General features: G+C 56.1%; 20 protein-coding genes and 2 tRNA genes. 13 read left to right on the top strand and 9 right to left on the bottom strand.

Annotated features, from left to right (window positions below):
- Positions 1–7: 7 nt before the first annotated feature.
- Positions 8–739, top strand: coding sequence for a CLCA_X family protein (locus tag AAF659_RS04410; RefSeq protein WP_349750472.1), 732 nt, complete (start codon positions 8–10; stop codon positions 737–739).
- Positions 740–947: 208 nt separating this feature from the next.
- Complete coding sequence (locus AAF659_RS04405; RefSeq protein ID WP_349750471.1) at positions 948–1,475, top strand: carboxymuconolactone decarboxylase family protein; 528 nt, start codon at positions 948–950, stop codon at positions 1,473–1,475.
- A gap of 16 nt (positions 1,476–1,491) precedes the next feature.
- Here the strand turns inward: AAF659_RS04405 and AAF659_RS04400 are convergent, their stop codons facing one another.
- Both AAF659_RS04400 and AAF659_RS04395 read right to left on the bottom strand, forming a co-directional pair.
- A complete protein-coding gene (locus tag AAF659_RS04400) occupies positions 1,492–1,806 on the bottom strand; it encodes a cupin domain-containing protein (protein WP_349750470.1) in 315 nt (104 codons plus the stop codon).
- Positions 1,806–2,306: a CIA30 family protein gene (locus AAF659_RS04395; protein WP_349750469.1), complete on the bottom strand. Its 501-nt coding sequence runs from the start codon at positions 2,304–2,306 to the stop codon at positions 1,806–1,808. Before AAF659_RS04395 ends, AAF659_RS04400 begins: the two co-directional genes overlap by 1 nt.
- A gap of 372 nt (positions 2,307–2,678) precedes the next feature.
- Between AAF659_RS04395 and AAF659_RS04390 the strand changes: the two genes are divergently transcribed.
- Entirely contained in the window at positions 2,679–3,566 is an 888-nt protein-coding gene (locus AAF659_RS04390) for a DUF6160 family protein (protein WP_349750468.1), read from the top strand.
- Positions 3,567–3,709: 143 nt separating this feature from the next.
- On the opposite strand, the gene AAF659_RS04385 is transcribed toward AAF659_RS04390, so the two are convergent.
- Together AAF659_RS04385 and AAF659_RS04380 are read right to left on the bottom strand one after the other, a co-directional pair.
- The gene (locus AAF659_RS04385) at positions 3,710–5,413 is read right to left on the bottom strand and encodes an alkaline phosphatase D family protein (RefSeq protein ID WP_349750467.1); all 1,704 of its coding nucleotides are present in this window, start codon (positions 5,411–5,413) and stop codon (positions 3,710–3,712) included.
- Positions 5,414–6,260: 847 nt separating this feature from the next.
- Positions 6,261–6,337 (bottom strand) — tRNA-Pro (locus AAF659_RS04380).
- A 160-nt stretch (positions 6,338–6,497) separates the two neighbouring features.
- Here AAF659_RS04380 and AAF659_RS04375 point away from each other — a divergent pair.
- The 5 genes from AAF659_RS04375 (at position 6,498) to AAF659_RS04355 (ending at position 13,129) form a co-directional block, all read left to right on the top strand.
- Positions 6,498–7,952, top strand: coding sequence for a protein adenylyltransferase SelO (locus tag AAF659_RS04375; protein ID WP_349750466.1), 1,455 nt, complete (start codon positions 6,498–6,500; stop codon positions 7,950–7,952).
- A 226-nt stretch (positions 7,953–8,178) separates the two neighbouring features.
- Positions 8,179–9,201, top strand: a complete 1,023-nt coding sequence (locus AAF659_RS04370) for a helix-turn-helix transcriptional regulator (RefSeq protein ID WP_349750465.1) — start codon at positions 8,179–8,181, stop codon at positions 9,199–9,201.
- A gap of 300 nt (positions 9,202–9,501) precedes the next feature.
- On the top strand, positions 9,502–11,409 hold the full coding sequence (locus tag AAF659_RS04365) for a choice-of-anchor D domain-containing protein (protein ID WP_349750464.1): 1,908 nt from the start codon (positions 9,502–9,504) through the stop codon (positions 11,407–11,409).
- Between the two features lie 69 nt (positions 11,410–11,478).
- Positions 11,479–12,411 carry a DUF6160 family protein gene (locus AAF659_RS04360; RefSeq protein WP_349750463.1) on the top strand — a complete coding sequence of 311 codons (933 nt, stop codon included), beginning with the start codon at positions 11,479–11,481 and terminating at the stop codon, positions 12,409–12,411.
- Between the two features lie 226 nt (positions 12,412–12,637).
- Complete coding sequence (locus AAF659_RS04355; protein WP_349750462.1) at positions 12,638–13,129, top strand: DUF4124 domain-containing protein; 492 nt, start codon at positions 12,638–12,640, stop codon at positions 13,127–13,129.
- Between the two features lie 21 nt (positions 13,130–13,150).
- On the opposite strand, the gene AAF659_RS04350 is transcribed toward AAF659_RS04355, so the two are convergent.
- A tRNA-Ser gene (locus AAF659_RS04350) sits at positions 13,151–13,240 on the bottom strand.
- A gap of 162 nt (positions 13,241–13,402) precedes the next feature.
- On the opposite strand from AAF659_RS04350, the gene AAF659_RS04345 reads away from it, so the two are divergent.
- The 3 genes from AAF659_RS04345 to AAF659_RS04340 are packed head-to-tail and all read left to right on the top strand — an operon-like array spanning position 13,403 to position 14,796.
- Positions 13,403–14,092 (top strand): Bax inhibitor-1/YccA family protein, encoded by a 690-nt coding sequence (locus AAF659_RS04345; protein ID WP_349750461.1) that lies wholly within the window; start codon positions 13,403–13,405, stop codon positions 14,090–14,092.
- 6 nt (positions 14,093–14,098) lie between these two features.
- Positions 14,099–14,464, top strand: a complete 366-nt coding sequence (locus AAF659_RS15100; protein WP_502949190.1) for a DsrE/DsrF/TusD sulfur relay family protein — start codon at positions 14,099–14,101, stop codon at positions 14,462–14,464.
- Positions 14,464–14,796 carry a hypothetical protein gene (locus tag AAF659_RS04340; protein ID WP_349750460.1) on the top strand — a complete coding sequence of 111 codons (333 nt, stop codon included), beginning with the start codon at positions 14,464–14,466 and terminating at the stop codon, positions 14,794–14,796. The genes AAF659_RS15100 and AAF659_RS04340 overlap by 1 nt, the downstream gene beginning before the upstream one ends.
- A gap of 273 nt (positions 14,797–15,069) precedes the next feature.
- On the opposite strand, the gene AAF659_RS04335 is transcribed toward AAF659_RS04340, so the two are convergent.
- Both AAF659_RS04335 and nfuA read right to left on the bottom strand, forming a co-directional pair.
- On the bottom strand, positions 15,070–16,275 hold the full coding sequence (locus AAF659_RS04335; protein WP_349750459.1) for a DUF445 domain-containing protein: 1,206 nt from the start codon (positions 16,273–16,275) through the stop codon (positions 15,070–15,072).
- 94 nt (positions 16,276–16,369) lie between these two features.
- Complete coding sequence (gene nfuA, locus AAF659_RS04330) at positions 16,370–16,954, bottom strand: Fe-S biogenesis protein NfuA (protein WP_349750458.1); 585 nt, start codon at positions 16,952–16,954, stop codon at positions 16,370–16,372.
- A 312-nt stretch (positions 16,955–17,266) separates the two neighbouring features.
- Between nfuA and metH the strand changes: the two genes are divergently transcribed.
- Both metH and AAF659_RS04320 read left to right on the top strand, forming a co-directional pair.
- On the top strand, positions 17,267–20,965 hold the full coding sequence (gene metH, locus AAF659_RS04325; RefSeq protein WP_349750457.1) for a methionine synthase: 3,699 nt from the start codon (positions 17,267–17,269) through the stop codon (positions 20,963–20,965).
- A 121-nt stretch (positions 20,966–21,086) separates the two neighbouring features.
- Entirely contained in the window at positions 21,087–21,305 is a 219-nt protein-coding gene (locus AAF659_RS04320; protein ID WP_349750456.1) for a DUF2970 domain-containing protein, read from the top strand.
- A gap of 23 nt (positions 21,306–21,328) precedes the next feature.
- Here the strand turns inward: AAF659_RS04320 and AAF659_RS04315 are convergent, their stop codons facing one another.
- Complete coding sequence (locus AAF659_RS04315) at positions 21,329–21,469, bottom strand: hypothetical protein (protein ID WP_349750455.1); 141 nt, start codon at positions 21,467–21,469, stop codon at positions 21,329–21,331.
- A gap of 88 nt (positions 21,470–21,557) precedes the next feature.
- Positions 21,558–22,607, bottom strand: a complete 1,050-nt coding sequence (gene sohB, locus AAF659_RS04310) for a protease SohB (protein WP_349750454.1) — start codon at positions 22,605–22,607, stop codon at positions 21,558–21,560.
- Positions 22,608–22,699: the final 92 nt, after the last annotated feature.

Below are 22,699 nucleotides of genomic sequence, written 5' to 3'. Positions count from 1 at the left end.
TGCGGTTATGGACAGTAACAGCTTTGCAGCAATCCGGCGCCAGTATGATTTCCGCAGTATCGGTATCGGTAACTGGGTAACCGCCCAGGAACAGCAGCGCGCGGCCGACAGGTTTGCTAGTGCACTACAAGACCTGAAGGCCATACTGGGCGGGCCAGAGGCGCTCATCTCACTGCGCGGCAGCCTCTCACTTGAATATGGCATCGGCGGTCAGCGCGGTGTTTCCGCACACTACACGCCGGCCAAGCGCAGTCTTTCGCTGGCCAAAAATGCGGGAGCAGGCAGTCTAGCCCACGAGTGGTTTCACGCTCTTGATCATTATCTGGCATCTCACGCTTTCAACCATGCACCGTCAGATTGTTTCGCGAGCGCCGCTTGGCTCAGTGAGTACACGCCCGTTCGGCACCCTCTTAACCAACGGCTGTTTCAGTGCTTGCGTCGAATTCTAGTAAGCGATGACGGCAACGAGCCCAGTCCGCTTTTCAGCGCGTCCGCCAGTATGGACCGGAAGCTGGGCATTCATTATTACAGCCGCCCTGAGGAGATGGGGGCACGCGCCTTTGAAGCCTTTGTGCAGGATGCGCCAGTCAACAGTCCTTTTCTGGTCAAAGGGACGCGCCAATCCGATGAGGCTCGTGCCGGTCTATACCCGCAACAGCCACAGCGCCAGCTCATTAATGAGGCTTTCAGCGCCTATTTCTCCCGTCTTGGAAGGGCCCTTTTCCGGGAATCGCCGTAGGCCAGCGACGAGTAGCCGGTCCCGAAATCATCAATAGCGATATCAACACCCGTGCCTCATGGGAAAACGCACGGTTGGGCCCGACTCAGGTCGCGAACCAGTTCCCGGATCAGATAACCTATCAAAACGAAGGAGCTGAAAATAAAGGAGCAGGCCGCAAGCGCCTGTGCCTTGTTCAAAAAACTGATCCAACAACGAGGTAAAACGAATGGCACGAATCCCCTATGCTGAAAAAGGCCAGGAAGCGGAAGGCGCCACGCAGGTCTACCAGCAGCTGGAACAGACCATGGGCCTGGTTCCGAACGTGGCCAAACTACTCGGCCACTCAGGCGCAGCGACACAGGGCATCGGCACACTTCTTGATATCTATTTCGGTCAGCTCTCCATCACCAACCGGCTTCGCGAGATCGCCTATCTGACGGCCTCTCGTCTTAACGGCTGTAATTACTGCCAGGGTCATCACGTACCGGCCGCCAAACAGGCTGGATTGCTGGATTCCCAGATCGATGAGTTGGACGAGGAAGGATTCGACAGTGGCCTGTTTTCCGAGCCCGAACGGGCTGTTATTCGCTTTGCCTACGAAAGCACCCGCGACGTGAAAGCATCCGAGGAAGCAATGGAGGCGCTGAAAGCACACTTTTCCAATCAGGCGATCGCGGAAATAACATTTGTGGTAGCGTCCGCTGGTTTCATTCAGCGTGTAGGAAAGAATCTCGGGGTTGAGTTGGAAAGCTGAAAGCAGCTCTTCCGTTTTAAAGGTAGAACACGGCAAGCCAGACGGTCACTCGCTCGGGGTCAGTCCAGCTGACCCTATGCCTGGAGTGAGCCGGAATCGTGAGGTGATCGCCCTCTTCAAGATGGACTTCAGGACCCTGCTCAAACAATACGGTTCCCGCACCTTCCAGAACGACAACCCACTCATGCTCCTGCTGGTCGTACCAGCCCTTCTGCGGTGATGTGTGCCCTTTTGAGACAATACGCTCGATACGGACATGCTCAGCCTCAAGAATGGGCTCGAACACTTCATCCTCGAGGTCGCTCGGCAAACCGGCTAAAAGATTACGCATCAAACCGGCGCCGCGATGGACTCAATTGACGCGATCTCAAGGTGAAAATCACCGGCGCATTGATCAGCGATCAGAAACCCAACCTGTTGAATGTCATTCGCCACCAGTGGCGGTGCGTCATCCAGTAAGCGCCCGCGGAATACAGGCTCGAATTCAGACCAACCCAGAATAACGTCAACCCACTCGCCGTTGACGGTCGTGAAGCGCGCCCTGTAAGCGCCGCCTTCAGGCAACGCCCTAGTTCTCAGGCGAAGCTGATAGGTTCGCCCGTCACCCCGCACCGAAAGGCGTATGCCCGTGCAGTTGCCCAGCCCATAACGAGCGGGTTGTCGCCGCACCGATGCAAATCCACCCCCGTTCTCCAGCGATGTGTGGCCCTCAAAAATGCCAACACCCTCAACAATCCGCAGATGGCTGTGGGATACGCCTCCCATAACGCCGTCATTCACGGCCCACCAGGCATCCGCTTCGCCCGGGTTGTTGAAATCAACCACCCGCATATTGGTTAAAATACCTCCAGTCTTGACTGAGAACCGATGATGCGCCGTGAAAAATGGCACCAAGGTACACTGGCCGTAATCTCACTTCGCAAACCTTGTCCTGACTACCCTACGCGCAACCATTTCCAGATGCCAAGCAAGCCTAATATAGAAAGGAAACAGGTTTCCGACCAGAACCGGGATCGACCGTGAATGGAACCCATGAAACCGGATTCAGAGTATGAACTTTTAGGCAGATATTAAAAAAGGTTAATAGCTCAGTCAGGTTGTCGCATTAAATCGGGTATTGGTCTGCTAATGTTTTCAATGAGGTCCCTTGGGACTGATCCAATAATAAAAAAACCAAACAATGAAACGCAGCAGGAGTTGTAAATGAAAGGCCTGAAAACAATAACCTTTGGAGCGGTAATAGCAGTCGTGCCATGGGCTGCTCAATCCGCCGGGATTGAGCAGCTCGGTGACGCAGCCATGGGAGAAATCACCGGTCAGGCAGGGGTAACGATTGAACTTGATACCCGTGTTGAAATCGACCAGATAGACTACTCACAAGGTCCTTCAACCGGATCGGTGCTGGTCAATGATATCGAGATTGGGGGCTTCGGTAATGTTGCCAACCTAGATAACAATCTCAACATGAAGATCGACATTGATCTGCAGGAAAACGGTGACGCTCTGTTGAAGTTCGGTCCTTTGGGGTTTAATCCGGTAGATCTTGATGTGTCGATTGGATCGGTTGGCCTGAGTGGTGATTCGGGTTCCGCAACCCTCATCTCCGATATTGACATGCGCACCTGGGTTTCTAACTTCAACCTCCGTGCCAAGGTCGAAGATCTGCAGGGAAACGCCGGCGGTGCTGGCTCACTGAAGCTGGATGCTGACTTTGCCATTGAAAACCTGGACGTGGATTTCGACGTAGCCGCTGTTTCGCTGGAAGGGTTCCGCATGGGCGGTCCGGGGTCCCTGGAAGGCCAGGTCCATAGCGGACTCAAAGAGGTCGGCAAGTTCCCAAATACTGATTCGACGAAACTGGCGCTTGAGCCGGTGCCTCTGGACCTGAGGCTGGGGTCGGGCCCGGCGCTCTCCGGAACAGGCCCGGATGAGACCCTACGGGTCAAGATTGACAGCTTCGTGAGTGACATCTGGATGCCCACGATCAATGTGGGTAGTGGCGACAGTACTGGTAAGGCCAGTATTGGTTCTGTCGCCATTGATAACCTTGATGTCAGCGGTACGGAAATGGCCATCTACGGACGGGAGTAGTGCCGTCATGGTCGTTAAGTAAAGCCTTCCTCAGGATTGGCTTTCTGGATGGGTAACAGCGCCCCGCTGTCAGCCGGCTGTGGCGCCGGAAAAAACAGAAACAGTGGGGCGCTTCCGCAGCTGAGCCAGCAGGTAGATCTTAACTAGACCTCTTTAACCTGCTTCTCACCAGCCCCGATCTGCAATGACTTCGCACGTTTCTGATCAACCGAATACTCATCTGCTTTGATCGTCGTTACGAACCGCCAGTCTGCCCGCGCATTGTCTTCGGTAAAGGTTACCACCATGTAACCCCGCTGGCTGACATTGGTGTAGCGCAAGTTATCAATCAGCAGCTGAAAGGCAGCCTCAACACTAGGTATCTGATTTTCAGCTAGCTTTAAATACGACTCAAGCCCTGGGGACGAAATCGATGATGTAGCGAATTCAGCACCAACGTTTTCGCCTGCCCCTGTCGTCAGGTCATTGGCCCACGCATTGTGGGTATCCCCAGCAAGCACAACCAGGTTTTTGTCAGCCTTCAAAGCCGTCCCGAGAACGCGCTCGCGCTCTGCAATATAGCCATCCCAGGCATCCAGGTTATACGGGAGCACATTTTGGACACGTGCCTTCTCCTCCTTGGTCACGCTTTCATCACTATTGAGTATTCGCTGCTTAATGGTTGCCAACTCGCTCAAACTCTCAGGATCAGGTCCTTGTGTTAGCAGCTCTGCAGGCCATTCCATCCGCCCCATGAGAACCTGCTGCCCCAGCACCTGCCAGGTCGCATTGGATCCCCCCATACGGTTTTTAAGCCAGTTCAGCTGCTCAGCACCGAGCAATGTTCGGTTTTCATCACCAACTTGCGCTGCGAACTTTTCTCCATCAAAACCCTGATCGGTGACAAAATCACCAAGCGCGTAAGGCTCCTCACGCCCAATGATCCGGGTGTCCAGCATGTGCAGACTCACCAGGTTGCCAAAGTCAAAGCTTCGGTAGATTGCCTGGTCGTTTGCCTGAACAGGGCGCACCGGCATCCACTCAAAGTAGGCCTGCAGTGCCTCACGCTTTCGAACTGCGTAATCACCTTCGCCGTCACTCTCCTCGTGATTCTCGGCTCCCTTACGCCATGCGTCGTTCGCCACCTCGTGATCATCCCATACAGCAATCATCGGCAGCGTGCGGTGCAACGTCTTCAAATCGCCATCCGAGCGGTACTGGGCGTAGCGCGCTCGGTAATCCGCCAGCGTGATCAGTTCTTTAGCTGGGTCCGGAACCCGACCAAGGGCTTGTGCGTCCTCAGTTGCGTATTCGCCTGCGCCGTATTCATACAGATAATCCCCCAAGTGCACAAAAGCATCGAGCTCAGACTCTTTTGCAATTTCGCCGTAAGCATGGAAATAGCCTGCTGGATAGTTGGAGCACGACACTACAGCAAGACGAACCTGATCCACAGAGCCTTCCGGGAGGGTGCGCGTCTTGCCGGTTTCAGAGGTGTTGCCGCCGGCGCTGAACCGATAGAAATAGGTCTTGCCAGGCTTCAGGCGTTGAACGTCAACCTTCAGGGTGTAGTCATGATCTGCAGTGACGGTTTGGCTGCCATTGCGAATAACGTTTGTGAATGCTTCATCCTCTGCAACTTCGTAATTGACCTCAATACCCTCATTGGCGCCAGATGACAGCGGAACGGCACGGGTCCAGATGATCACACGGTCCTGCAGAGGGTCACCACTCGCCACCCCCTGTTCGAACCGCGCCGGCTGCTGATCGCTACTGTCAAGACAACCTTGGAGGCTTGAGGAAACAGCGAACGCACCCAATGCGTAGGCACTGCCTCGAATGAAATCACGCCGGGTTAAGCGACCCATAAAATTGCTCCTCATCAATCAATACGTAATTCTACTTACTACGAAGAGGCTAATACTGTTATTGATTGAACGTTCAGTCAACAAAAACTTACCGGGTGGATTTCAGACAGACACCCTAGCCTCAAACGCCCTTAAGAAAGGTAGGCACTTTAAGTGGCATTTTGATGACAAGGCTTTTAAAAATCGGCACGCCGCAGTCGTACCACCATGCCCTCATACAGGCGCTTGACCCCTGATCGATCTTTACGCGATCACGGACCACAGGCAGGCTCTCCGTTAATGCAGGATGGCGGTACCTGGAATGCAGGCAGCCTGCCAGCTATGCTATTGGGTGATCGTATTGAACTTATTATTGATTTAATCGATAAGAGGTCGCCATGGTGCTGTGCTTGCCCTGTTCACGTTTCCGCTCCAGAGGAAACGTGCTTGGCTGGCTCCTGCTTGGGGCGCTGCTCGCTGGCTGCTCTGACGACAAAAAGATAAAGATAATCCTGGGCAGGACGCCGCGGTGGTTCCGGTACAGCTTGCCTACGTTCCATGGGACTCCAAGATGGCGAGCGACTCGGGGAGCCCGTGGAGCTGCTGTCCGTACTCGTAACCGCTCTCTGGGGTTCCGTTGCTGCCGGAGACGTGGGCTCTAGCGGAGCCTGGAGATTCCAGACCCCAACTCAAAAGAATCCGTACCGGGCTGGCTGTGCCCGACTACGTTGTGATCGATTCCATCGGGGAGCTCACAGAGCATCATGCAGCAAACAAAAACCGCCCCCGCGTACACGCATTCCTCAAGAGGTTCTCCTGGGACGTTGAGGGTGTGAAAGAGCTGGGAAGTACTTTTTGAGAAAGATTATGGTCGGCGTGCCAGGATTTGAACCTGGGACCCCTTCCTCCCGAAGGAAGTGCGCTACCAGACTGCGCCACACGCCGAAATCAGGGATGGGATGCGGCCTTGCCGCAATGCGAGCGCATTATCAGGATTGTGATGCGTACCTGTCAAGCTGAAGCTGTTCGAGGAGTCCAATCTCGAACGCAAAACGTAGTGTAACTCAACTAGACTATCTCATGTGTTCAACTGTCAGAGGATCGCATGCCGCTTCCGCCTTTCCCGTTCGACAACAGTTACGCCCGACTCCCCGAGTCCTTCCATCAACCCGCAAAGCCGGCGCAAGCACCCGACCCGGAGCTCATCCGCTTCAATAGCCCACTTGCCGAGGAGCTGGGCATTGAGGTGAATGAATCCGATGAACACGAACTCGCCTCTGTCTTTTCCGGAAACAGTCTTCCGGAGAATGCTGAGCCGATCGCCCTGGCCTACGCCGGTCATCAGTTCGGGAATTTCGTTCCCCAGCTCGGCGACGGGCGTGCCATTCTCATCGGTGAGGTCATCGATCAGTGCCAGAAACGCCGCGATATACAGCTCAAGGGCGCTGGCCGCACTGGTTTCTCCCGCGGCGGGGATGGACGGGCTCCAATCGGCCCGGTTATCCGCGAATACATTGTCAGCGAGGCCATGCACGCGCTGGGCATCCCGACCACGAGAGCGCTGGCAGCTGTTACCACAGGCAGCACGGTGATGCGGGAAGGCCCGGAGCCCGGCGCCATTCTTACCCGCGTGGCGGCCAGCCATATTCGAGTAGGCACGTTTGAATACTTCGCCTATCGCCAGGACACTGAAGCTATCCGTACGCTCGCCGATTACGCCATTGCCCGGCATTACCCCTCAGTGATGTTCGAGGATCAGCCTTATCAGAGCCTGCTCAGGGCGGTTGCCGAGCAACAGGCGGAGCTGATAGCGGACTGGATGAGTGTTGGCTTCATCCATGGCGTCATGAACACGGATAACATGGCCATCAGCGGCGAAACCGTCGACTATGGGCCCTGCGCCTTCATGGATCACTACCACGCCGATACCGTTTTCAGTTCCATTGACGCTAGGGGTCGCTACGCCTACGCCAATCAGGCTGAAATCGGCTATTGGAACCTGGCTCGGTTTGCCGAATCCCTGCTTCCGCTCTTTGACGGCAGTAAAGACGAAGCAATTGAAACAGCAAAAACCCTGCTGGGAGCCTACCGTGAGCACTATAACGCCGCATGGCGCCAACGTTTTGGTCGCAAGATCGGCGTCAGCAACCTTACCCCCGAAAATGAGAGCGTCGTTCACGACCTGCTTGCGCTCATGCAGCGCAATGGCAGCGACTTCACTGAAACTTTCCGGGAAATGACACGGATTACCCAAATGGATAGTCCGCAGAAAGCCGCTGCCTCCCTGTTCGGAAACACAGATGACGCACAACAGTGGAGTTCCTGCTGGATTGGAATGTTGGACTCACCGGATGTCATGTGGGAAGCCAACCCAGCCGTTATTCCGCGTAACCATCAGGTCGAGGCGGCCATCAGTGCAGCCCAGCAAGGCGATCTGCGCCGGTTCCATTCTCTGATGGCCGCGCTCAAGGCTCCTTTCTCAGCTGATGCCGATAATTCCGACTACCGGAGCCCGCCAGCACCACAGGAACGTGTTCCAAGAACCTTTTGCGGAACCTGAGAGACACAGTTCACAGTGCTGAGTAACCGTTGCTCTGCGAACGGCCATGCTCTTCTATTTGTGCTCATTTCGCTTGGCAGAGAGACCCTGCTATGCATAGTGTGAACACCTGTTCCCTGATATAAGGTTCGTCAATCTGACGTCAGTTAACAAAGCATTGGCCAATGTTGCGGGATTGAGCTGCAAATACAGTCAAGGAAAGTATAGATTTCGGAGGGATCGAAGCATGGATGTGCCCACCCGTTCAACTCAGGACACCCAAGCCTATGACGTCCCCATACTACCGCCGCGGTATGTGACGCATTTCCTGCACTTCATGGAACAGTATGGTGTCCGCCCTCCGGCCCTCCTTGATGGCACCGGCGTTGATGCGTCCCAGCTGGAAACCAGCGGGGAAAGCCTTACCATGAACGAGTTGCTGGTGCTGCTGCAGCACGCCAGCGACCTTACCGAGGACGAACGCCTTCCTTTCGAGTTCGGAAAACAACTCGATATCGATGCGCATGGACTTGTTGGCGCAGCCGTACTCTGGCAGAACGATTATTTTCGCCTCGTTGAGATGATCATCGAATACGAGCGTGTCAGCCTCCCGATCTATGACCTGCGCCTGAGTCTGAAAGACGAGACGGTTCTAATCCAGCTGCATGACCTCTGGGATCTGAGGGACTTGCGTTCCTTCATGATCCGCATCTATATGGGCAGCATTTACGAGCTCTCGCGCCACATTTGCAAGGATATGCTGCTGGAATTAGACACCTCAACCAAGCTGCTCGCTGACGATTGGCAACACGTAGCGCCCGAGGCCGAGATCCGCTTCAACGCGGAAGCAGCCCGCGCCACTCTACACCCTGCCCAGCAGTCGGGATCCGATACCGGCCAAGAGCTGTCTTCATTCCTCGCCCGGCATCGGTCGCGCCAGGACCTCAAGGGAGCTGAGAACAACAGCAGCCTGACAGAACGCGTACGCCGCCAGATCCTGGATGATCCCGGCCTCAACTGCACACTGGAACGCGTTGCCGAGAACCTCCAGATGACCCCACGCTCGCTGCGGCGCCACCTGCAGGCTGAAAACTACTCCTTCCGGGATCTGCGCAACGAAATCCGCTGCCACTACGCAGAGCGTTATCTGGCCGATACACGCATGCCGCTGAGCACTATTGCGCAAAAACTTGGCTTCAGCGATCAGGCCAGTTTTACCCGCGCCTATCGCTCATGGACAGGGCATACCCCGGGCCAGACCCGCCGCTAACTCTGATCAGGCCTTAACGCGCTACCAGAGACAGTACGGGAAAGACTCTCGCCAAGTCCCTGCACTCTTGTTCCGTGCAAAAAATGAAATACAGCTCATTATATCGTCACGCGCCCTGATTGACGTTCGTCACGAATTGAACAACTCCCCACCACGATAACCGCTTTTAACAACGCTGTTTCCTTTTTGAGCAATGACCGGAGACCAACAGACACGCGAGTGTTGCAGGTGCCGGACAGGAGTCAGAATGCGTCAACTGACCCGGCACCATGAATACAACAAACAATGAGGATGACGTTAATGAACGCCATAACCGAAAAGCCTATAAGTAAGCCTGGGCGCCTGCTGCTCAGCAGTGCGGTATCCGCGCTGCTCGCAACGGGCGCCAGCGCCGTGAACGCGGAAGAGGCCTCGTTGACAGTCGAGCACACCTGCCCGCTGCCGATCATCGGTGAGCAGCCGCTGGTGTCCGATATTTCAGCTGACCTGCCCAAGGAAGTAAAGGCCGGTGAATCCACGGGCGAGCTGACCATCAACTCGGTCACCACGCTCAACAACCAATCCCGCCAGGGACTCTATTTCGCGGGGGCCCGCACCCTGGAAGGCAACGCTGTCGCGGATAACAACATTGCCCTTCCCGAGAATGATAAGCCCCTGGATGTCACCCTCGAGATCCCGCAACAGCCGATTCCCGGCGAATCCGGCTCATTCACGGTGGAATCAAGCGCCACTGTTGACCCGCTGACCTTCGAGAATCCGGGGCAAGCTACCATCACGGTTGGTGACCTGACGCTCAACCAGGTTGTCCGTGGCCAGGACGGGTCCAAGCTCGACGATCCGGTGGGTGAATTCACGGCTGACTGCACCCTGGTGGGGAACCAGGAAGACATGGTCCTGCATACGTTCGAGGTGGTAGCAGACGAGACCCAACCCGCCAATATCACGGTTGATACCGAAGCGCTCGATCTTGGCAGTGCCATGGCGGGCAGCCCGCTCAACGGCAGCATTACCGTTGGCAACGACGGCGGCCAAGCATTGAACGTCAACAGTGTAACGATTGCCGGCACCAATGCTGACCTTTTCACACAGAGCAACGACTGCGCCACGCTCGACCCGGGGCAGAGCTGCTCCGTGGATGTAAACTTCCAGGCAACTCAACCGGGTACCTACAGTGCCAATGTCCAGATCGATTCAACTGATCCGGAGGCCGCAGATTCGCCCAAGGTTGTTGACCTCAACGCTGAGGCGACCGAGCAGCCTACGCCGGCACTTGAACTCAGCAAACCGGAGGTTGATTTCGGCACCATTGACCTGGCCAACACCAACAGTGCCCAGCAGACACTGGATCTGACAAATACAGGCGAAGCGGTGCTCAACATTAATGGCCTGAATGTCATCAACAATGCTGACGGTGTCTTCACGCAGACCAACAACTGCCCTGCATCGCTGAGCCAGGATCAGTCCTGCACGGTAACGGTTACCTTCCAGACCAACCAGGTCGACAGTTACAGCGCAGACCTGGAGGCTGTAACCAATCTCGAAGATTCTCCCGAAGTCATTTCGCTCTCCGGCACTTCCGAAGATACGAGCGGCGATGACGGCGATGGCGACAACGGGGACGGTGATAACGGCGATGACGGAAATAAACCCATCGACGTCACCTTTGACCTGGATGGCGTAACCAATGTGGCCGCCAACGGCTCGGACGTACCGCTGAGCGGTCAGATCATCAGCGAGCTGGACCTGCAGACTGGTGAGTTCACCGCTGACCTTGAGCTCGATCCGACCCAGGCGCAGTTCCAGATCTCCAAGCTTTTCCACAAGATCCAGGGCCGTGCGGACATTGAATTCGAACCTGTTAGTGAAACCACCGGTTCCCTCGACCTTGAAACCGGTAAGCTAACCGCGGAAAGCGAACTCATGATCAAGATTCCCGAAGCACGGGTATCCCTCATTGGCTTCGGTTTCGGTTCTGATGGCATCCGGATCGGTGGCGGTAACTCGTGCCAGACTACAGAGCCGGCCACCATCAACCTCTCAAGCCCGGAAGGCGAAGAGTTTGATCCACTTAACGGTGGTACTGTTACAGGAACCTACGTTGCACCGGAACTTGAGGACTGCGGTCTTCTGACCGGCATCCTCAACGAGTTCTTCGAGGGGCCGGGCAATACCATTGAGCTTGAGCTGTCGCCCCGTTTGGAGGAGTAACGGGGAAACAGAGGGGGCGGTCCATCAAGGGGCGGGCCGCCCCAAAACAATAAAAGAGGAGAAATCACAATGACGACAATGAAAAAAAGCCTGTTGGCCCTATCAATCGCATCACTGCCGATGGCAGCCGCCGCTGACCTGCAACCCATGAATAATAAGGACATGGGCAATGTGACCGGTCAGCAGGGTGTGACCATCGAGCTTTCAACCTCAGCCACCATTGATCAGGTGGAGTACAGCCAGGGTGAGAATACTGGGTCCGTTCTGGTCGACGGTATCCGGATTGGCGGCCACGACGATGGTGAGACTGTGGATGTTAGTGTCAATGTTGACCTTGCGACTGGGGAACAGGGCAATCCTCTTGGGGATTCTTCGGTCAATGGTCTTCCTGCGGGAGATCTCGATGAAGGCGATGCCTACATTGAAGTTCGTCCCCTTGGGAATGGAGTAAAACCTGTTGAGGCAGGCGTTGATGCCGATAGGCTGGGTATTGCCTCCAGTGATGGCAGCGAACAGGCAACCATGATCTCGGACTTCGAAGCCGATTTCTGGGTGACCAGACTCGACATCACGGCACGTGTAAATAATCAGATCCAGAATGGCACTGCTGGGACAGGCTCAATCCGAATCAGAAACATCTTTCATGCGGAAATCAGCGCCGACTTTGATGTTGCGGCGATCAGCCTTCCCACGCTCCGCATGGCTGGCGCCGATCAACTTGATGCTCTCAAAGGCTCTCTGAGTGAAACGGACCGCACTAACCTTGCAATTAACGGCGTAACCGTGAACGCGGAAGTAGGGTCTGGTCCAGCAATATCTTCAGGCAGCGGGGTACCGGACGAAACCCTACGCGTGGACCTCAATGAGATGACAGCCAGCATGTGGATGCCGAAAGTTCAGGTTGGCGGTGGCGACAGCAACGGTGTCTCCAGCATTGGCTCTGTCGGCATCAAGAACCTCAACGTTGCGGATACGCAAATGGCTATCTACGGTCGCGAGTAAGCGCGTTCCACGGGGCCGGCCCTCCGGCCCCGTTTTTCTTGCTGGCCCCACTACTCGTACCTCTGCTCGTCCCCCTCTTTAGCTTTCCGTGTTTGATGCAAGTGAGTGTTTGGTACCCCGGGCGCGGACCTAAACCACCGGTTCGCTACAGAACGAAAAAACTGTAACCCCCTCCTCCCGGATGCTATCTTTTTGCTGACAAAAGGCGCTTTTTGGAGGCACTCGAATGCAACGCCCTGCCCTTCTGGCCATCGGTCTCGTGCTTGCGATACCGGCACCAGCCGAAATCTACCGCTGCGACCAGGACGGCGAGACCGTTTTCTCGGATTCACCCTGCGGAAGCGACGCGGAAAAGCTGGAGGATGTGAGCGCCCCCAAGCCCGGCGGCGACATGGGGTCCGGGATCAATGAAGAACTCCAACAGCAACGCAGCGCTGAGCGGGCGCTCGAGTCCATTAACCGCAAGATTGATGACGCACGCGAAAAGCGTCAATCGCTCAAGGCTGAAAGAGAAGCTGAACTGGATAAAGTGCGTGCTCGCAAACGCCGGGCCAATAACAACCTTGCCGGTGCTACCCTGGAGAACTCGCTGGCCCAGGAGGAACGTAACATTCAGGAGCGTTACCAGAGCCGCCTGGACGCGATCAACGAAAAGCTTGACCGGCTCAAGGATCGTCGCCGGACCATCCGCGAGCGACAGGATAAGAGCAAGAAATGAGAGCGTTCACAGGAGAAGAAGTGGCGGTGGGCCAGGGATTCGAACCCCGGGAGGGCGTTAACCCTCGGCGGTTTTCAAGACCGCTGCAATCGACCACTCTGCCAGCCCACCGGAAAGGCGTTGCCTCTACGAACAACGATTCAAATATTACCTTAAATCGGCGTCATGTCAAAGTGTTGAAGGCCTCAAAAGCATGCAGAAAGGCTTTGCACTGCCCACTGGACGCTTTATTATTGGGCTGACAGTTAAGAATCCACGAAGGAGATTCCGCACATGGCCGACAACCGTTTCCCCAATGCCGCCCAGAGCCGGGCACCTGGCGGGGCCCGCGAAGGGCTGAGCACCGAGGTCACGACGGTCCTGCGCAACACCTACATGCTGCTGGGCCTGACCTTGGCTTTTTCCGCCCTAACGGCTGGGACCAGCATGGCGCTGAACCTGCCCCACCCGGGTCTGATCCTGACACTTGTCGGATTTTACGGTCTTCTATTCGCCACCCATAAGCTTCAGGACAGCGTTTGGGGCCTGGTAACCACCTTTGCGCTAACCGGCTTCATGGGCATGACGCTGGGCCCCATTCTCAACGCTTTTGTTGCGAATGGCGCGGGGCATTTGGTGACCACCGCTCTCGGTCTGACAGCAACCATCTTCCTGGCCCTATCGGCCTACACCCTGATCACTCGAAAAGACTTCAGCTTCCTTGGGGGCTTCATCTTCGCCGGTGCGCTGGTTCTTATGGGTGGCATGCTGATTGCCTTCCTGTTCAATCTGCCAAACCTGCACCTGGCGATTTCCGCTGGCTTCACGCTCTTTGCATCGGCCTGCATCCTCTACCAGACCAGCGCCATCATAAACGGGGGCGAACGTAACTACATCATGGCGGCTATCGGCCTTTATGTATCGCTCTATAACCTTTTCATCAGCCTTCTACACCTTTTGATGGCATTCGCTGGCGAGAACTGATCCGGTTTGAAAGCAGCTTTACTGATTACGGCAGCGCATGATGAGCACCACGTAATTGAATCGGCTTGGTGCTTTGCCGCTGCTCTTCTCAGTTCCGGGCACAGCATCAATCGCGTCTTCCTTCAGGGAGATGCGGTTTTTCTCGCGGCAACTCCCAATGACGCTCCCTCGCCCCAGACAGCGACCGCTGATAAATGGGAAGAGCTCATAACGGCATGGTCTCTGCCCGCCACCGTGTGCATCGGGTCAGCAGATAACCGCGCTCTGAGAGACGGTAACCTGCGGGCTGGCTGGTTGACGGGCGGCTTAGGGGACTGGGTCATGGCCTGTTCTGAGGCAGACCGGATGCTTCAGTTTACGGGGGAGCGCTGATGCCAACGTCAGAAGCCTTTTCACTGCCAGATCAGCTCTTCGTGCTTGACCGTGAGGACGACACCCAGGAATTCCTTGATATGCTTCTGACGCTCTGCACCTTCGGGGTGAGTGTGGGCCTGCTTCTGGTGGATACAGGTGTAAAGGCTATTGCAGCTGAACACCGCGGCATTCCGGTCAGCTGCTTCGGGGATATGGGACTGCAGCATCTGATGGTGGAATCACGGACAACGAGCCACAACCAATCGAGCCTTCCTGACACCGCCATCCCGGTTGACGAGCCGCAGATACAGGATCTCTATGCACGGGTGCCAAGGATTCTTCATCCATGACAGGACGGGTTCACGTTCTTACAAAATCGCCTGACCACCCACGCCATGGGCGCTGCTTGGCAACATTGTCGCCTGAGGATACGCTTGTTCTGATAGCTCAGGCCCTTGATAGGCTGGCAGAATCTTCCCCGCTACCCCCCATAAAAGCGGGTACAGTGCTGGCCCTGGCCGAATCAGCAGACAGCCGCGCTTTGCCGGAGGTATGTGAAGCTATTGATTATGCGACCTTCGTAGATCGCATTCTCACAGAACAGCAACCGGTGTTCTGGTAACTCAGAGCCCCATCAACACGACGGGTAAGAGCGCTGCTACCAGCCCACAGACACCGCCCGCAAGCATCAGTCGTCCCTCCTCCGCCGCGAAGACCGGTCGGAGAAGCGACTGGAAGGCTTCCGGCGATAACCCTGAAATCCGCTCTTCAATGAGTTCGGCAACGATCCGTGCGCGATCCTGATTGAAGGCATCATCCCGGAACACCTCTTCCGAGGCACTCAAGGCGCGATCATTCATGCTTTTCTTCAGCTCCGTATAACCGGATGCGCCTACCGCCACCTGGGTGCTGAGACGCATGATAGTGGACTGATCCAGCAGCGGCCGCAGATGCTTCTGGATGATGGCGCGTGTACGCCCTGCCTTCTCACCGTGAACAATGGCGTGGGCCACTTTTTCGCAGGTGAGCAGTTCATGCGCCACGCGTTGGCCCCAGATATGACTGATCTCCGGCTGCCGGCGCATGAGCAGCCCCTGTATGCGGAAGGGCCCCCAGCGCTTCACTTGCTGCGGCCGGAAGATAAGTGTGAGCGCAACCCAGTTGGTGAGCAGCCCCACTCCAAAGCCTCCTCCCAGAAGGAGCCAGGACGAAGGCCAGAAGGCCCACCCCGTAACCAGAGTAATGCCCAGAACAAGCCCTATAACACCCCCGCTGCGGATCACGAACCGGAATGTGGAGGCCCCGGCGTCCTGCAGGATCGTGTTCATGAAATCCGGATGATGCCGAAGCTCCTCGCTCATAAGTGCTTTCAGATCCACCAACTCTCCCAACTCTTCGCCAAAGTCTGCCACCATGGCGTCTACGCGCTCCGGCAGGTTGTGCTCTACATAGCGGTAAATGCGCTCCTTGAGACGTCGCGGCAGGTTGTCCCAGAGCACCGGATGATGCTGATACATCACATCATCCACGTATTCCTCAAGATGCGGCATAATCCGGCTCACCACTTCACCCGTGATCAAGGCCGGATCCAGACGCTGGTAGACACCGGTAAGATCACCGCTGCGGGCAATAGTGCGGTCAATGCACTCATGAGCCATTTGCTCGGACCGGCGCGGCACAACACCTTGCCACCCCAGGAAAGGTGGCCTACCGAAAGGCTCCACGGGATGGAACAGCATCAACACGGCCAGGCGATTCGTTGCCCAACCGAGCAGGGCCGTAAACAAGGGCAGAGCCAGGATCGTCAGAGGTAGTTCAGATAGGGTCACGTGTGCATTCCCTGAACGCGCATTCAGGCACACACTCTAGCGGAAACCAGCCGCTAACGGTATGCACCAGCGCCTGATGGCACCGATGCACCGATCAGTAGTAGGCGTTTTCGCGGTACGAGTGGTCGGTTATGTCTTCAATGCCGGCAATCTCCGGCAACTGCTCCTTGAGGGTACGCTCAACGCCCTGCTTGAGCGTGAGGCTCACCGCTGCACAGCCTTGGCACCCTCCCCCGAAACGCAGCACGGCAACGTTTTCGTCGGTTAGCTCCACCAGCGAGACCTCGCCGCCATGCGCCGCCAAACTGGGATTGACCTCAGACTGAAGCACGTAATCCAGACGCTCGGAAAGCGGCGCATCCGCGCTCACCTGCGGCATTTTAGCGTTGGGTGCCTTGATCGTCAGCTGACCACCGGTCTGGTCTTCCTGAAAATCGATAACAGCCTCTTCCAGAAAAGTGGCGCTGTTGTAATCAATATAGAGCGGGAAATCGCCCATATCCAGTTGCTCATCGGACGGCACTACCTCATGGGGCGGGCAGTACGCCAGACAGGTCTCAGCGTGACGGGTGCCGGGCTGGGTCACGAACAGCCGCACTCCCATCCCTTCTACGTCTTGCTTCTGGACGAGTTGGCCCAGATAGCGCTGGGCTGATTCGGTGACGGTGACGGTATCCAATGCCGCTCCCCTTTTAATGATCAGATGTCACTCTATTGTAAGGAAGCTCCCCTGCGAATAAAAGACCAACCAAACCACTCGGGAATAGGCAGCACTGTACAACATCAAAAAAATTTGATGAACTGACAAGACTTTTGCAGATTCTGTGTTAGTATGAATCTACTTCAATAAGCAAAACCCGCTATAGAGACACGGATAGCATCTCCCTTCTGGTAATGCTCAGGATGACTCTTCCCTGCCTTACAGGGTGTCCGCCTGGCGTAATAGTTAATGTCTCGCGATTCGAACACTGACAATGAGGTAGTTGAATCAATGACTGATCGACAAACTCGACTCGAGCAGCTGCGAAAGGCACTGCAGGAACGCATCGTCATCCTGGATGGCGGCATGGGTACTGAAATCCAGAACCTTCAACTCACCGAGGAACAGTATCGGGGTGAGCGGTTCAAGGATTATGAGCACGAGGTCAAAGGTAACAACGACCTTCTCTGCCTGAGCCAGCCGGAAAAGCTTTGGGATATCCACGAGCAGTACATGGATGCCGGTGCGGACATCATCGAGACGAATACGTTCAACTCCACCCGGGTCTCCCAGTCTGATTACCATATGGAAGATCTGGTTCCGGAGTTGAACCAGAAGGCGGCCCAGCTGGCACGCGAATGCGCCGATGCCCAGACCGCGAAAGACCCCAGCAAGCCGCGTTTTGTGGCCGGCGCCGTGGGCCCGACTTCCAAGACTGCGTCTATTTCACCGGATGTGAACAACCCCGGCTACCGCAACACCAGTTTCGATGCCCTCTACGAGGACTATTACGAGGCCATTGAGAACCTCATCATTGGTGGCGTTGACATCATCCTGCTTGAGACCATCTTCGACACACTGAACGCCAAGGCAGCCATCTACGCTGCCCAGCAGTACGAGATCGACTCGGGCGCCGAAGTGCCGCTGATGATTTCCGGAACCATTACGGATGCGTCTGGACGAACGCTTTCCGGTCAGACCACCGAGGCGTTCCTGAACTCGGTGGAACACGCCAAGCCCCTGCTGATCGGGTTGAACTGCGCTCTGGGCGCCGACGCCATGCGACCCTACGTGGAAGAAATGGCCAATAAGGCTCCCTTCTACGTCTGCACGCACCCCAACGCCGGCCTGCCCAACGAGTTTGGTGAGTACGACCAGACGCCGGAGGAAATGGCGGACATCATCGAAACCTTCGCTCGCGACGGTTTCCTGAATGTCATCGGCGGCTGCTGTGGTTCAACGCCGGAGCATATCCGCGCGGTTACCGAGCGGGTCAGCAAGTACGCGCCGCGCTCGGTACCAACCCGCGAGCCACGGCTGCGTCTCTCGGGCCTGGAGCCGTTCACCGATGACGACAACGTGGTTTTCATGAACATTGGTGAACGCACCAACGTCACCGGCTCCAAGAAGTTCCTGCGCCTGATCAAGGAAGAGCAGTACGAAGAAGCCCTGGAAGTGGCCAAGGACCAGGTTGAAAACGGTGCACAGATCATCGATATCAACATGGACGAAGGCATGCTGGATGCGAAAGAATGCATGACCACGTTCCTGAACCTGGTGGCGTCCGAGCCGGACATCTCCAAGGTTCCGATCATGGTCGACTCCTCACGCTGGGAGGCAATGGAGGCCAGCCTGAAATGCATCCAGGGCAAGAGCATTGTTAACTCCATCAGCCTCAAGGAAGGTGAGGAGGACTTCCTCAGCAAAGCCCGCGCGGTGCGGCGCTATGGCGCTGCCGTGACCGTCATGGGCTTCGATGAGCAGGGCCAAGCGGACACAGCCGAACGCAAGATCGAGATCTGTAAACGCTCCTATGACCTGCTGGTTGAGGATGGTTTCCCGCCCCAGGACATCGTTTTCGATCCCAACATTCTGGCGATCGGTACCGGCATCGAAGAGCACAACAACTACGGCGTAGACTTCATTGAAGCCACCCGTTGGATCCGCGAGAACCTGCCCTACGCGTCCGTCAGTGGCGGCGTGAGCAACCTCTCGTTCTCATTCCGCGGCAACGATGCCGTGCGCGAAGCGATGCATTCGGCCTTCCTGTATCACGCGATTAAGGCGGGTATGAACATGGGCATCGTCAATCCCGGCCAACTGGTTGTCTACGATGACATTGATGATGAGCTGAAAGAGCACGTCGAGGACGTCATCCTCAACCGTCGCGAGGACGCCACCGACCGCCTGCTTGACATTGCCGAGCGCTATAAGGGTCAAGGCGGCCAGGAAAAACAGGAAGATCTCGAGTGGCGCGAATGGCCGGTTGAAAAGCGGCTTGAGCATGCGCTGGTCAAGGGCATCACCACCTACATCGATGAGGACACCGAGGAGGCGCGTCAGCGCGCGGAGCACCCCATCGAGGTGATTGAAGGCCCGCTGATGGACGGCATGAACGTCGTCGGTGACCTGTTCGGCGAAGGCAAGATGTTTCTGCCGCAGGTGGTCAAGAGCGCCCGCGTCATGAAACAAGCCGTCGCCATTCTCATCCCGTACATCGAGGCCCTGAAATCCGAGGGCCAGAAGGCCAAGGGCAAAATCCTCATGGCTACGGTTAAAGGCGACGTCCACGACATCGGCAAGAACATCGTCGGGGTTGTACTCCAGTGTAACAACTTCGAGGTGATCGACATGGGCGTCATGGTGCCTGCCGACCAGATCCTGCAGAAGGCCAAGGACGAAGACGTGGACGTGATTGGACTGAGCGGTCTCATCACGCCCTCACTGGATGAAATGGTTCATGTGGCGAAGGAGATGCAACGCCTTGATTTCAATGTGCCGCTGCTGATCGGTGGGGCAACCACCTCCAAGGCCCATACCGCCGTCAAGATTGACCCGAGCTATGAGAATGATCAGGTCATCTACGTAAACGATGCGTCACGCAGTGTGGGGATCGCCGCCAAACTGGTCAGCGACACGCAGAAGCAGGATCTGCTCAACGAAGTTCAAGCGGATTACGAAAAAGTTCGTGAGCGGCGAAAGAACCAGGGTAAAAAAGCGAAGATCATTCCCATCGATAAGGCGCGCAGCCGCGCACCGGAACTGGATTGGGAATCGTATCAACCGACTAAACCCGAGTTCCTGGGTCTCAAGACTTTTGACCATTTCGATCTGAACGAGCTGCTTGAGTATTTTGATTGGTCACCCTTCTTCCAAAGCTGGGACATGCCAGGCAAGTACCCGGATATTCTGGAAGACCCGAAAAAAGGTGAAACGGCCCGCAATCTCTTCAACGATGCGAAGAATATGCTCAACTGGCTGGTTGAAGAAAACAAGATTCGGTGCCACGGCGTCATCGGGTTCTGGCCCGCAAACCGCGTGGGTGATGACATCGAACTCTACGAGGACGAGTCACGCAAGAAAGTGCTGACCAAGCTGCATCAGCTGCGGCAGCAGGATGATAAAGCGCCTGACAAGCCCATGATGTCGCTTTCCGACTTCATTGCACCCAAGGAGTCGGAAATCCCGGACTACATTGGCGGCTTTGCGGTCACGGCCGGCCCCGAGGCGGACGAGCTGGCGCAGGAGTACGAGCAGGCGAATGATGACTACAGCGCCATCATGGTTAAAATCCTTGCCGATCGTTTCGCCGAGGCGTTTGCCGAGTGTATGCACGCACACGTGCGAAAGGAGTACTGGGGTTACCAGACCGACGAGCAACTATCGACCGAGGACCTGATCAAAGAGCGGTATCAGGGTATCCGTCCGGCCGCTGGCTACCCAGCCTGCCCGGATCATACCGAGAAACCTGAACTGTTCCGGCTCCTGCAGGCGGAGGAAAACACGGATCTGAGGCTTACCGAGAGCAATGCGATGCTTCCGGCCGCAGCGGTTTCGGGTCTGTACTTCGCGCATCCGGAGTCCAAGTACTTCGCCGTAGGCAAGATCAGCTCGGACCAGGTAGAAGACTACGCCAAGCGTAAGGGCATGAAGAAGAGCGAAATTGAACGCTGGCTTATGCCGAACCTGGCGTACGATCCGGACGAGTAAACCGTTCTAGCCCTCCTCCGCGCGAGGGGGGAAAACCGGAAAGCTGAACGGGCATCAGGCCACCTGATGCCCGTTTTTTATTGCTTTATAATAAGAAGCCAATCAGCCCACAGGAGGTTTAATGAACGATACGCAACGGAACAAGCCTAGCTTCTGGCAAGTAGTCGTCAGCATTCTGGCCGCAGCCCTGGGTGTTAATTCGGAAAGCAACCGGGAACGGGATTTCAGCGCATCCTCGCCCTGGCCCTTCATTGTTGGCGGCGTAATCTTTGGCGTGATGTTCGTAGTGGGTATTGCGCTAATCGTGAAGCTGGTTCTGGAAAGCACCGGGGCGGCCTGACCCCCCGGCATCACACGCCACTGTTACTGCGTGGCGACAAATGTGGTCGCAAGTGCGACGAACAGCAGGATCAATCCAACAGCGGCGAACGCATCAACGCGTTCATCCTTTTCACTGGGCCCGGCATCATTCTGCCGCGCTTCGTTCTGGTTGCCGTAGCTCATTGCTTTCTCCCATCAAGTGCTTATCGATAATCGGCGCATGTCTTCATGATAACCCGCTTTGAGGCCCCTTGCCAGTTTCAACTGCCAATCACTGGAAACGCCCTGCGCGGAGCCACTCGACACCTCGCATGATACCGGACTCAACCGCACTCACCGCGCTCAATCCAAGCTTCTCTGGCAGGGTCCGGCGGCGCTCGTAACGCACAAGAAATACATCACGCTCATCACAAGCCTCAGTCATCACCTGGTCGGACGTCTTAAGCTCATCCGCCAGATTGACATCAAGGGCTTGACGCCCGAACCAGATCTCCCCGGTTGCAACCTGGTCGATGTTCACTACCGGGCGATGCTCGCTGACGTAATCCTTGAAAAGCTGATGGGTCTGTTCGAGGTCCTCTGTGAACTTGCGGCGCCCTTTCTCAGTGTTCTCGCCGAATACCGTCAGTGTGCGCTTGTACTCGCCCGCTGTCAGAACCTCGAAGTCCACATCATTGCGCTTGAGCAGACGGTGCACATTGGGTAACTGTGCCACCACCCCGATGGAGCCCAGAATAGCGAATGGGGAGGCAATGATCCGATCCGCCACACAAGCCATCATGTAGCCGCCACTCGCAGCCACTTTATCCACGCAGGCGGTCAGAGGCAGCCCCGAACGTCGGATCCGGTCCAGTTGAGCCGCCGCATAGCCATAGGAATGAACCATACCGCCGGAACTTTCCAGGCGAACCATCACTTCATCGCGTTCCGGTTCGGCCACGCCAAGTATGGATGTTATGCAATGGCGAAGATCGGCGGTCTGGCTGGCTTTGAGATCGCCCTCAAAGTCCACCACATAGAGCCGCTCCCGGCGTTCAGCATTGCCATCCTTTTTCTGTTCAGCCTTCTTTTCTTTCTTTTTGCTGCGCCGTCGATCCTTCAGCCAGCGTTTGCGGCCAGCGCCTTGATGCAGCTGCGCCTCCAGCGTTTCCCGGTTATCCCGGAGCTGATCGTTGATCCGGGTTACCTGGAGCTCACCTTCATCCTCCTGGCCCCGCGCGCGCTGAGCCGCGGACATGACCATGGCGGCAACGATCAGTGCCGCCACGACGAAGGTCACTATCTTGGCCAGAAAAAGCCCGTACTCCGCCAGAATTTCCACCAGTTACTCCTTTCGCAAGAGATTCTATCAAAAGACCATTCGTATTCTACGCGTCACCACAGGTGAGGATAAGACCCAGCCAGCTCACAGCA

Origin of the sequence: Salicola sp. Rm-C-2C1-2, from assembly GCF_040196175.1 — a bacterium.
Taxonomy (GTDB): Bacteria; Pseudomonadota; Gammaproteobacteria; order Pseudomonadales; family Oleiphilaceae; genus Halospina.
This window is presented reverse-complemented; position numbering and strand designations above follow the sequence as displayed.

Bases quoted from the DNA above. Each gene is read 5' to 3' on its own strand.
- AAF659_RS04410 (WP_349750472.1), top strand. From the start codon at position 8: ATGGACAGTAACAGCTTTGCAGCAATCCGGCGCCAGTATGATTTCCGC.
- AAF659_RS04405 (WP_349750471.1), top strand. From the start codon at position 948: ATGGCACGAATCCCCTATGCTGAAAAAGGCCAGGAAGCGGAAGGCGCC.
- AAF659_RS04400 (WP_349750470.1), bottom strand. From the start codon at position 1,806: ATGCGTAATCTTTTAGCCGGTTTGCCGAGCGACCTCGAGGATGAAGTG.
- AAF659_RS04395 (WP_349750469.1), bottom strand. From the start codon at position 2,306: ATGCGGGTGGTTGATTTCAACAACCCGGGCGAAGCGGATGCCTGGTGG.
- AAF659_RS04390 (WP_349750468.1), top strand. From the start codon at position 2,679: ATGAAAGGCCTGAAAACAATAACCTTTGGAGCGGTAATAGCAGTCGTG.
- AAF659_RS04385 (WP_349750467.1), bottom strand. From the start codon at position 5,413: ATGGGTCGCTTAACCCGGCGTGATTTCATTCGAGGCAGTGCCTACGCA.
- AAF659_RS04375 (WP_349750466.1), top strand. From the start codon at position 6,498: ATGCCGCTTCCGCCTTTCCCGTTCGACAACAGTTACGCCCGACTCCCC.
- AAF659_RS04370 (WP_349750465.1), top strand. From the start codon at position 8,179: ATGGATGTGCCCACCCGTTCAACTCAGGACACCCAAGCCTATGACGTC.
- AAF659_RS04365 (WP_349750464.1), top strand. From the start codon at position 9,502: ATGAACGCCATAACCGAAAAGCCTATAAGTAAGCCTGGGCGCCTGCTG.
- AAF659_RS04360 (WP_349750463.1), top strand. From the start codon at position 11,479: ATGACGACAATGAAAAAAAGCCTGTTGGCCCTATCAATCGCATCACTG.
- AAF659_RS04355 (WP_349750462.1), top strand. From the start codon at position 12,638: ATGCAACGCCCTGCCCTTCTGGCCATCGGTCTCGTGCTTGCGATACCG.
- AAF659_RS04345 (WP_349750461.1), top strand. From the start codon at position 13,403: ATGGCCGACAACCGTTTCCCCAATGCCGCCCAGAGCCGGGCACCTGGC.
- AAF659_RS04340 (WP_349750460.1), top strand. From the start codon at position 14,464: ATGCCAACGTCAGAAGCCTTTTCACTGCCAGATCAGCTCTTCGTGCTT.
- metH (WP_349750457.1), top strand. From the start codon at position 17,267: ATGACTGATCGACAAACTCGACTCGAGCAGCTGCGAAAGGCACTGCAG.
- AAF659_RS04320 (WP_349750456.1), top strand. From the start codon at position 21,087: ATGAACGATACGCAACGGAACAAGCCTAGCTTCTGGCAAGTAGTCGTC.
- AAF659_RS04315 (WP_349750455.1), bottom strand. From the start codon at position 21,469: ATGAGCTACGGCAACCAGAACGAAGCGCGGCAGAATGATGCCGGGCCC.